Annotated in this window: 10 protein-coding genes; 7 read left to right on the forward strand and 3 right to left on the reverse strand. The window is 40.3% G+C overall.

Going from position 1 to position 7,568, the window contains the following annotated elements:
* The first annotated feature begins 201 nt into the window (after positions 1–201).
* From LD39_RS07980 to sigK, 7 genes are all read left to right on the forward strand, one after another.
* Positions 202–2,535: a Na+/H+ antiporter subunit A gene (locus LD39_RS07980; RefSeq protein ID WP_035544965.1), complete on the forward strand. Its 2,334-nt coding sequence runs from the start codon at positions 202–204 to the stop codon at positions 2,533–2,535.
* A 3-nt stretch (positions 2,536–2,538) separates the two neighbouring features.
* A complete protein-coding gene (locus tag LD39_RS07985) occupies positions 2,539–2,886 on the forward strand; it encodes a Na(+)/H(+) antiporter subunit C (RefSeq protein ID WP_035544967.1) in 348 nt (115 codons plus the stop codon).
* A complete protein-coding gene (locus tag LD39_RS07990; RefSeq protein WP_035544968.1) occupies positions 2,879–4,363 on the forward strand; it encodes a Na+/H+ antiporter subunit D in 1,485 nt (494 codons plus the stop codon). Before LD39_RS07985 ends, LD39_RS07990 begins: the two co-directional genes overlap by 8 nt.
* Positions 4,364–4,369: 6 nt before the next feature.
* Positions 4,370–4,846, forward strand: a complete 477-nt coding sequence (locus LD39_RS07995) for a Na+/H+ antiporter subunit E (protein ID WP_035544970.1) — start codon at positions 4,370–4,372, stop codon at positions 4,844–4,846.
* Positions 4,846–5,157, forward strand: a complete 312-nt coding sequence (locus LD39_RS08000; protein ID WP_035544972.1) for a Na(+)/H(+) antiporter subunit F1 — start codon at positions 4,846–4,848, stop codon at positions 5,155–5,157. The genes LD39_RS07995 and LD39_RS08000 overlap by 1 nt, the downstream gene beginning before the upstream one ends.
* Positions 5,138–5,524 carry a monovalent cation/H(+) antiporter subunit G gene (mnhG, locus tag LD39_RS08005; protein ID WP_035544974.1) on the forward strand — a complete coding sequence of 129 codons (387 nt, stop codon included), beginning with the start codon at positions 5,138–5,140 and terminating at the stop codon, positions 5,522–5,524. The genes LD39_RS08000 and mnhG overlap by 20 nt, the downstream gene beginning before the upstream one ends.
* A 140-nt stretch (positions 5,525–5,664) precedes the next feature.
* Positions 5,665–6,378, forward strand: coding sequence for an RNA polymerase sporulation sigma factor SigK (sigK, locus tag LD39_RS08010; protein ID WP_035544976.1), 714 nt, complete (start codon positions 5,665–5,667; stop codon positions 6,376–6,378).
* A gap of 39 nt (positions 6,379–6,417) precedes the next feature.
* Here the strand turns inward: sigK and LD39_RS08015 are convergent, their stop codons facing one another.
* From LD39_RS08015 to LD39_RS23775, 3 genes are all read right to left on the reverse strand, one after another.
* Positions 6,418–6,642, reverse strand: a complete 225-nt coding sequence (locus tag LD39_RS08015; protein WP_035544978.1) for a YrhC family protein — start codon at positions 6,640–6,642, stop codon at positions 6,418–6,420.
* 67 nt (positions 6,643–6,709) lie between these two features.
* On the reverse strand, positions 6,710–7,402 hold the full coding sequence (mtnN, locus tag LD39_RS08020; protein ID WP_035544979.1) for a 5'-methylthioadenosine/S-adenosylhomocysteine nucleosidase: 693 nt from the start codon (positions 7,400–7,402) through the stop codon (positions 6,710–6,712).
* A 27-nt stretch (positions 7,403–7,429) separates the two neighbouring features.
* On the reverse strand, positions 7,430–7,568 hold a 139-nt coding region (locus LD39_RS23775), incomplete at its 5' end, for a DUF1510 family protein (protein WP_156112590.1).

Consider the following 7,568-nt stretch of genomic DNA (forward strand, 5'->3'; position numbering starts at 1 on the left):
TTTTATGTTTTTTTTAATCTGTTTTTTGTAGTGTCTCTTCTTATTTAATAGGGAATACTAAATAATGGCCGTTGTGCCTGTTCACCGATGTCAGACAGTTGAATGTTAGCCCTTTTTTTGATTACAATTGAGTCTATAGACTGTTTGAATAAACTTTAATATAGAAATTTGAAACTTTTTGTCGAGGGAGGAAAAATCCACATGTTGGTGGCTGTATTATTGCCTTTCATCATTGCGATGATCATACCATTTTTGAGTAAATGGAAACATAGCGTTCACACAGGGTACTTTGTAACAATTGTTCCCGTGATTGTGTTTATTTATTTCGCTCGTTATTTAGGGCATGGATTTGAACCTGTAACTAGAGAGTATGCTTGGATACCTTCACTAGATATGAATGTCCTTTTCTATCTAGATGGTCTCAGCTTATTATTTGCTTTATTAATTAGCGGGATTGGTGCCCTAGTTGCTTTTTATTCGATTTTTTACTTACATAAATCGGAGCAACTGGGACATTTTTATGTGTATTTCCTGATTTTCATGGGATCGATGCTAGGTGTTGTATTATCTGACAATGTCTTCGTTCTTTATACTTTTTGGGAGTTCACTTCTTTATCCTCATTTTTACTTATCGGTTATTGGAATTATAAGAAAGAGTCACGTTACGGCGCATTGAAGTCTATGCTTATAACGGTATTTGGGGGATTGAGCCTGTTAGGTGCTCTAGTGTTCATGACGGTGTTAACGAACACGACAAGTATTCAGGAAATGATCAGCCAACAGCAGCTCATTTTGAATAGTGAGTTCTTTCCATTAATTTTGTGTTTGCTGCTTTTAGGAGCTTTTACGAAATCAGCACAGTTTCCTTTCCATATCTGGCTGCCGGATGCAATGGAAGCACCTACACCCGTAAGTGCTTATCTACACTCTGCTACCATGGTAAAAGCGGGACTTTACTTAGTGGCACGATACTCCCCTATGCTTTCTTCTAATGATTGGTTTTTCATTATCGTTTCTACGATGGGAATCATCACATTATGCTGGGGATCTTATATGGCTGTTAGACAAACAGACTTGAAAGGTATCCTAGCGTTTTCAACCATCAGTCAATTAGGGATGATCATGGCTATGCTAGGGTTCGGGACAAAAGTAGCTGTATTTGCGGCCGTCTTTCATATTCTGAACCATGCTACTTTTAAAGGAAGCTTGTTCATGATCGCAGGTATTGTAGATCACGAAACAGGTACAAGGGACATTCGAAAACTTGGAGGATTAATGACATTCCTTCCAATTACAGCGACATTAGCCATTTTCGCTTCGTTCTCAATGGCAGGTGTTCCACTTCCATTTTTAAATGGATTCTACAGTAAAGAATTATTCTTCGACGCTGCTTTACATCTAGATGTCACTAATGAAGGGTTCAAAGGGATTTTGCAAACGATACTGCCTTACTTGGCAGTGTTCGGCAGTATCTTCACTTTTGTTTATTCCATGTACTTTTTCTTCGGTACATTCCGTGGCACTTCAAAAGTAGAGGAGCTTCCTAAGAAACCACATGAAGCGCCGATCGGGATGCTGATTTCTCCTATGATTCTTGTTCTTGGAGTGATCATTATCGGCTTATTCCCTCAGTTGGTAAACGAGCCATTCATCGCTCACGCGGCCTCAGCCGTTAAAGGAGTTGAGATTGAAAAGCACATTAAATTCTGGCATGGCCTTTCCACACCATTGATCATGTCGTTAACAGTTCTGGTTTTCGGTACGATCTTAGTCTTGTCAAGAAAGGTGTGGCAGCCTGTTTATCGATTTGTACCAGGTGTGCTAAGTATGAACAAGTTCTACGATGGTACCGTTGATCGTTTGGAGACGTACTCAGAAAAAGTAACCAAAGGTTATATGAACGGTTCTCTAGGTCGCTATGTTCGTTTAATACTAGCTGCGATCATTGTAGTCACATTCGCTTTCATGGCTATGACAGGCGGATTCGCAATTAATACTGATAACCTATCAAGAGTTTCACTTCCAGCCGTATTCGTCGCCATTATGATGTTCATTGCGGCAATAGGAACGATTATTACAAACAACCGAATTACGGCAATATTGATTTTGGGAGTAGTAGGCTATGGATTATCCATGCTTTTCGTATTGTTCAGAGCACCCGATCTTGCTCTGACCCAGTTGATTATCGAAACGGTAACCGTTGCATTATTCTTGCTAGTTTTCTATCACCTGCCTAAGTTAAGGAAAAAGGATGAGACAGCTAGTTCAAGAACACTGAACCTTGTCATTTCAATTGGGTTTGGTGCTCTAATGACCATGGTCGCCATTTCTTCTCACAGCAGTAAATGGTTTGATTCCATTTCCAGCTACTTTATTGAAAAATCCCACTCTCTTGGAGGGGGAGACAATATTGTCAACGTTATTCTTGTTGACTTCCGTGGTTTGGATACCCTATTCGAAATCGTCGTTCTCGGAATTGCGGCCATGGCAATCTTTGGCCTCGTTCGTTTACGTGGAAATAAGGAGGAGGATTAATCAATGGAATTAATCATGGCCATTCTAGCGGGAATTCTGTTCACTACAGGAATCTACAACCTCCTTCAGAAGCAAATGCTGCGTATTATAATTGGAACTGGACTCATTTCTCATGGGGCTCACCTGTTCATTCTTACAATGGGTGGACTTGAGACTGGGGAAAATGGGGCTCCACCGATTTTGACTGAAGGGGTAGAGAGTTATACTGATCCACTTCCGCAAGCTTTGATTTTGACTTCAATCGTAATCAGCTTTGGTGTGACAAGTTTATTGCTTGTATTAGCTTATAGAGCATCGAAGATTAATGGAACTGATAATATGGAGCAATTGAGAGGTACCGATTATGAGTAATTTAGTAGTTCTACCAATAATCTTACCGCTGCTAGCTGGAATTCTAGCAGCTTTCATCCCTAAAAAAAGAACACTTGTAAGAGCTTCATCTCAAGCTTTTGCTGTCATCCACCTTCTTTTAGTCGGCTGGATTTTCCTACAAGTTAAAGGACAAGGTTCCTTAGTCCTGGAGACAGGTGACTGGGCTGCCCCTTACGGCATTATTCTTGTAGGCGATATGTTATCAATGACACTCGTTCTTACGACGAATATCGTAGCTGTCGCTTGCGTGTTTTTTGCACCTAAGTCTCTTTCAGATCAACAAGAGAGTTTCTATTTTTACACATTCTTCTTCATGCTCATTGCTGGGGTCAGCGGTGCATTCCTTACAGGAGATTTATTCAACTTATTCGTTTTCTTTGAAGTACTATTAATGGCTTCCTATGGTCTAATCGTTTTGGGAAATGGAAAAGCTCAGCTGAGAGAATCATTGAAGTATGTATTAATTAACCTCTTCTCTTCCATGCTGTTTGTTACTACGATCTCATTTCTCTATTCTGTCGTGGGAACGGTCAATATGGCGCAAATCGCTGAACGCGTTCAAGAAGTGGAGCAGCGAGGGGTCCTGACAACGATTGCCATCATGTTCTTTTTCGTCTTTGCTACGAAGGCTGCGGTCTTTCCACTTTATTATTGGCTTCCAAGACCTTATATTTCACCGAATCCAGTCGTGTCGGCTCTATTTGGCGCTCTATTGACTAAGGTAGGAATCTATTCGATTCTGCGAACATTTACATTAATATTTAATCAAGATGTTGAGCTCACTCACACTCTATTCATTTATCTTGCTGGATTAACGATGCTATTTGGTGTGATCGGTGCCTTGTCCACAAACAATGTCAAGCTTGTAATCGCTTATAATATCATCCCTGCTGTAGGATTCATGCTTATGGGGATTGGGCTATTCTCTGTAGAATCAATCAGTGGAACGATTTATTACCTCGTTCATGACATGATTATCAAAGGTGTACTTTTCCTACTTATCGGTGCGATTGTCTATGTGGCAGGCACATCTGATTTGAGGAAAATGGGAGGATTGATTCACCATTATCCTCTACTTGGCTGGCTTTTCTTTGTAGCTAGCCTTGTATTAGCTGGAATCCCGCCATTTAGTGGTTTTATTGGGAAGCTGCTGCTCCTTCGCGGCAGTTTAGCTCAAGAAGAGATCATTATAGTAATTGTGGCACTGCTATCGAGCTTACTCATCTTATTCTCGATGATCCGCATCTTTATCCGTGGTTTTTGGGGGGAAAAAACAGAACTCTCCTATCCTGAGCGAAGACAAAGAGGCAATAGGATGGCTTGGCCTGTGGCAGGACTTTTAACCTTATCGATTCTGCTTGGGGTTGGAGCTGAGTGGTTTTATCCTTCCATACAATCTATTGCAGATTACTTGATGAACCCGGAAATCTACATCGATTCTGTGCTAAAGGAGTAGAAGCTGATGCCTTTACAAATTGTAATAAACATTATCATTGCAGTCATGTGGATGTTCCTTAGTGAGAGCTATGCATTTTCTACATTTTTCATCGGCTACTTATTAGGAATTGGACTCCTTTTCATCCTGCAGCGTTTCATCCCTGATTCTTTTTATATGAAACGTGTATGGAAGTTTATAAAATTGATTCTATTGTTCATTCGAGAGCTTGTACTTTCCAACATTGATATTGTGAAACTGGTCTACAAGCCTAAGCTTGATATTCAGCCGGGAATATTCGCTCTACCCATTGAATTAAAAAGCAATTTTGAAATCACTTTACTTGCAAACTTGATTACATTGACCCCGGGGACATTGTCGATAGCGGTTAGTGAAGATCATTCGAAAATTTACATCCATGCGATGGATATCCCAGACGTAGAGCAATCCATTAATGACATAAAGGAAACGTTTGAAAAAGCGATTATGGAGGTGACTCGATAATGGATCACATCTTAGATATCACCCAGTCGCTGATCGAATACACTTCTCTTATATCAATCGTAGGTGTTTCTGTCTCCGTTCTGATCTTATTGTACAGGGCTATTTTCGGACCAACGAACCCTGATCGTGCAGTCGCCTTAGATATCATCGGAATCAATCTGATGGCACTAGCAGGACTGATCGCCATTCTGCTTGTTACAACAAAGTTCAACGACGTCATTTTGCTAATTGGGATTTTGTTGTTCATCGGAACTGTAGCCTTGGCGAAATTCTTAGAAAAGGGTGTTATCATTGAGCGGGACATGGATTAATTTACTGTTCGATATCCTAATATGCATCTCGTTGCTTGCAGGGACATTCTTTATCCTTTCAGGCTCCATCGGGATCCTCCGATTCCCTGATGTGTATGCAAGGTTACATGCAGCTACAAAGAGTTCAACTCTAGGTGTAGCAGGAATTATGATTGGTGCATTTCTTTTCCTCTATACCGAACATGATATTATAAGTGGAAAGCTGCTGCTCGGCATATTATTCGTATTGCTGACAGCCCCTGTTTCAGGACATATGATTTCCCGAGCAGCCTACCGGAGCGGAGTTCCCTTATGGGATAAAAGCGTGAAAGATGATTATTCAACCGCTCTCCGGGCTGAAGAAAAACAAAATCAGTCTTCTAAATAATGAAAAGCATGACTCCATTTGTGAGTCATGCTTTTTTATTTCTACAAGCTTTTTTCTACTTGAACAAGCACAGGACCTCATTTTTCTACATAAGTATGAGATGTGGGCATTTGCCTAACACTTGAGGAGGTGCACGTCCCATGAGCAGTCTAATCGCTTCGATCCTGTATTTTTTCAAAGAATCCTTATGGTTCATGTCTTACGTGAAAAATCAGGCCTTCCCGAACCCTCTTTCCTCTGAAGAAGAAGCGAAGCAACTCAAACTAATGCAAGAGGGCAGTCAAGAAGCAAGGAATACGTTAATCGAACATAACTTACGCCTGGTCGCTCATATCGTGAAAAAATTTGAAAATACGAAGGAAGACTTTGAAGATTTAATCTCAATCGGAACAATCGGGTTGATCAAAGGGATTGAAAGCTATTCTCTAGGGAAAGGCACCAAACTTGCAACTTATGCGGCTCGTTGCATCGAAAACGAGATATTGATGCATTTACGCAGTACTAAAAAAACTAACAAGGATGTCTCCCTTCAAGATCCTATCGGGCACGATAAAGAAGGAAATGAGCTCAATTTACTCGACATATTACAAGCGGATGTTGTAGATATCGTCGAAGAAATTCAGCTCCATATGGAACTTGAAAAAATCAAAGACTTTATCACAATTTTAGACGATCGCGAAAAGGAAGTCATTATCTTTCGTTATGGATTGAATCAGACTGAAGAAAAGACACAAAGAGAGATTGCCAAAGAGTTAGGCATTTCCCGGAGCTATGTATCACGTATAGAAAAAAGAGCCCTCATGAAGATTTTTCATGAATTCTATAAACAGAGTAAACAAGGAAAAAGTTTATAAAAAGAGCCACTACCTGAAGAAGTAGTGGCTCCATTGGAGCTATTCCGATAAAACCTGCCGCCATTTCTTAACCTTAAGGATTAACATAAAAGCCGTTCCTAACCCAATCAAAATTAGCGGGTATAAATAAAAATGTAATCTCGTTTGATATTCAAAAATACTGATCAATGTTCCTGCATATAAATAGGTTGAAAAGATTAATAGAGTCAAAATGAAGCGATTATAGTCTTTAATCTTTTTTTCAACCGATTCGGTAGATTTCAATGATCTCCACCTCCTGCACAACTAGTATTTTAACATAAGATCTATTCGCAGAAGATGGTAATTATTATCAGTTGAGGGAACTCACCATAGACATAATCATAACTGCAGCGTTTTCTGCCGCTTTTGGCAGAAACTCTTCGAAAGAAACGGAGGATTCCTTACCTGCAATATCTGAGAGGGCACGAATAACAACAAATGGTGTGCCATACTTATAGCAAACTTGAGCAATCGCTGCTGCCTCCATTTCAGCCGCAATCATTTCCGGGAATTTACCTCTTACAAAATTCACCCGTGACTCTTCCTGCATAAAAGAATCTCCAGTAGCGATGATTCCCCTCTTCGCTTTGGCATTTGTATTCTCTACAGCTTCCATCGCTTGATTAATTAATGTTTCATCGGCCGGGTACATGCTTGGCATTCCTGGAACTTGTCCATATTCATATTGGAATGCCGTAACATCAACGTCGTGGTGAGTGACGTAGTTAGAAATTACAACATCGCCAACTTCAAGGTCCTTCGCGAAGCCGCCTGCAGAACCAGTGTTTATGACAGTATCAACGTCATATCTTTCGTGCAAGATGGTTGTTGACATTGCTGCATTGACTTTTCCGATCCCTGACTTCAATAATACAACCTCTTTACCATGAAGTTTCCCCTCAATAAAGAGGATTTCAGCTATTTCCTGTCTATTTGTGACTTCCATTTTACTTTGAAGTAGTTCGATTTCTTCGTCCATTGCTCCTATGATTCCGATTGTCATGCTAATACTTCCTCTCTAAAGCTATAATTATTTATAAGGGTTCGTATTCAATACTTCCAGCTGGGTAGGCTTGTATCCTTCACCCTCCACCCACTCGATGTTAACACGATAGATTTCAGACTGAGCTTTGTTCGAGACAGTGGCCACAGCTTTATTTGGACTTCCA

Origin of the sequence: Halobacillus sp. BBL2006 (assembly GCF_000786645.1) — a bacterium.
Lineage (GTDB): Bacteria > Bacillota > Bacilli > Bacillales > Halobacillaceae > Halobacillus.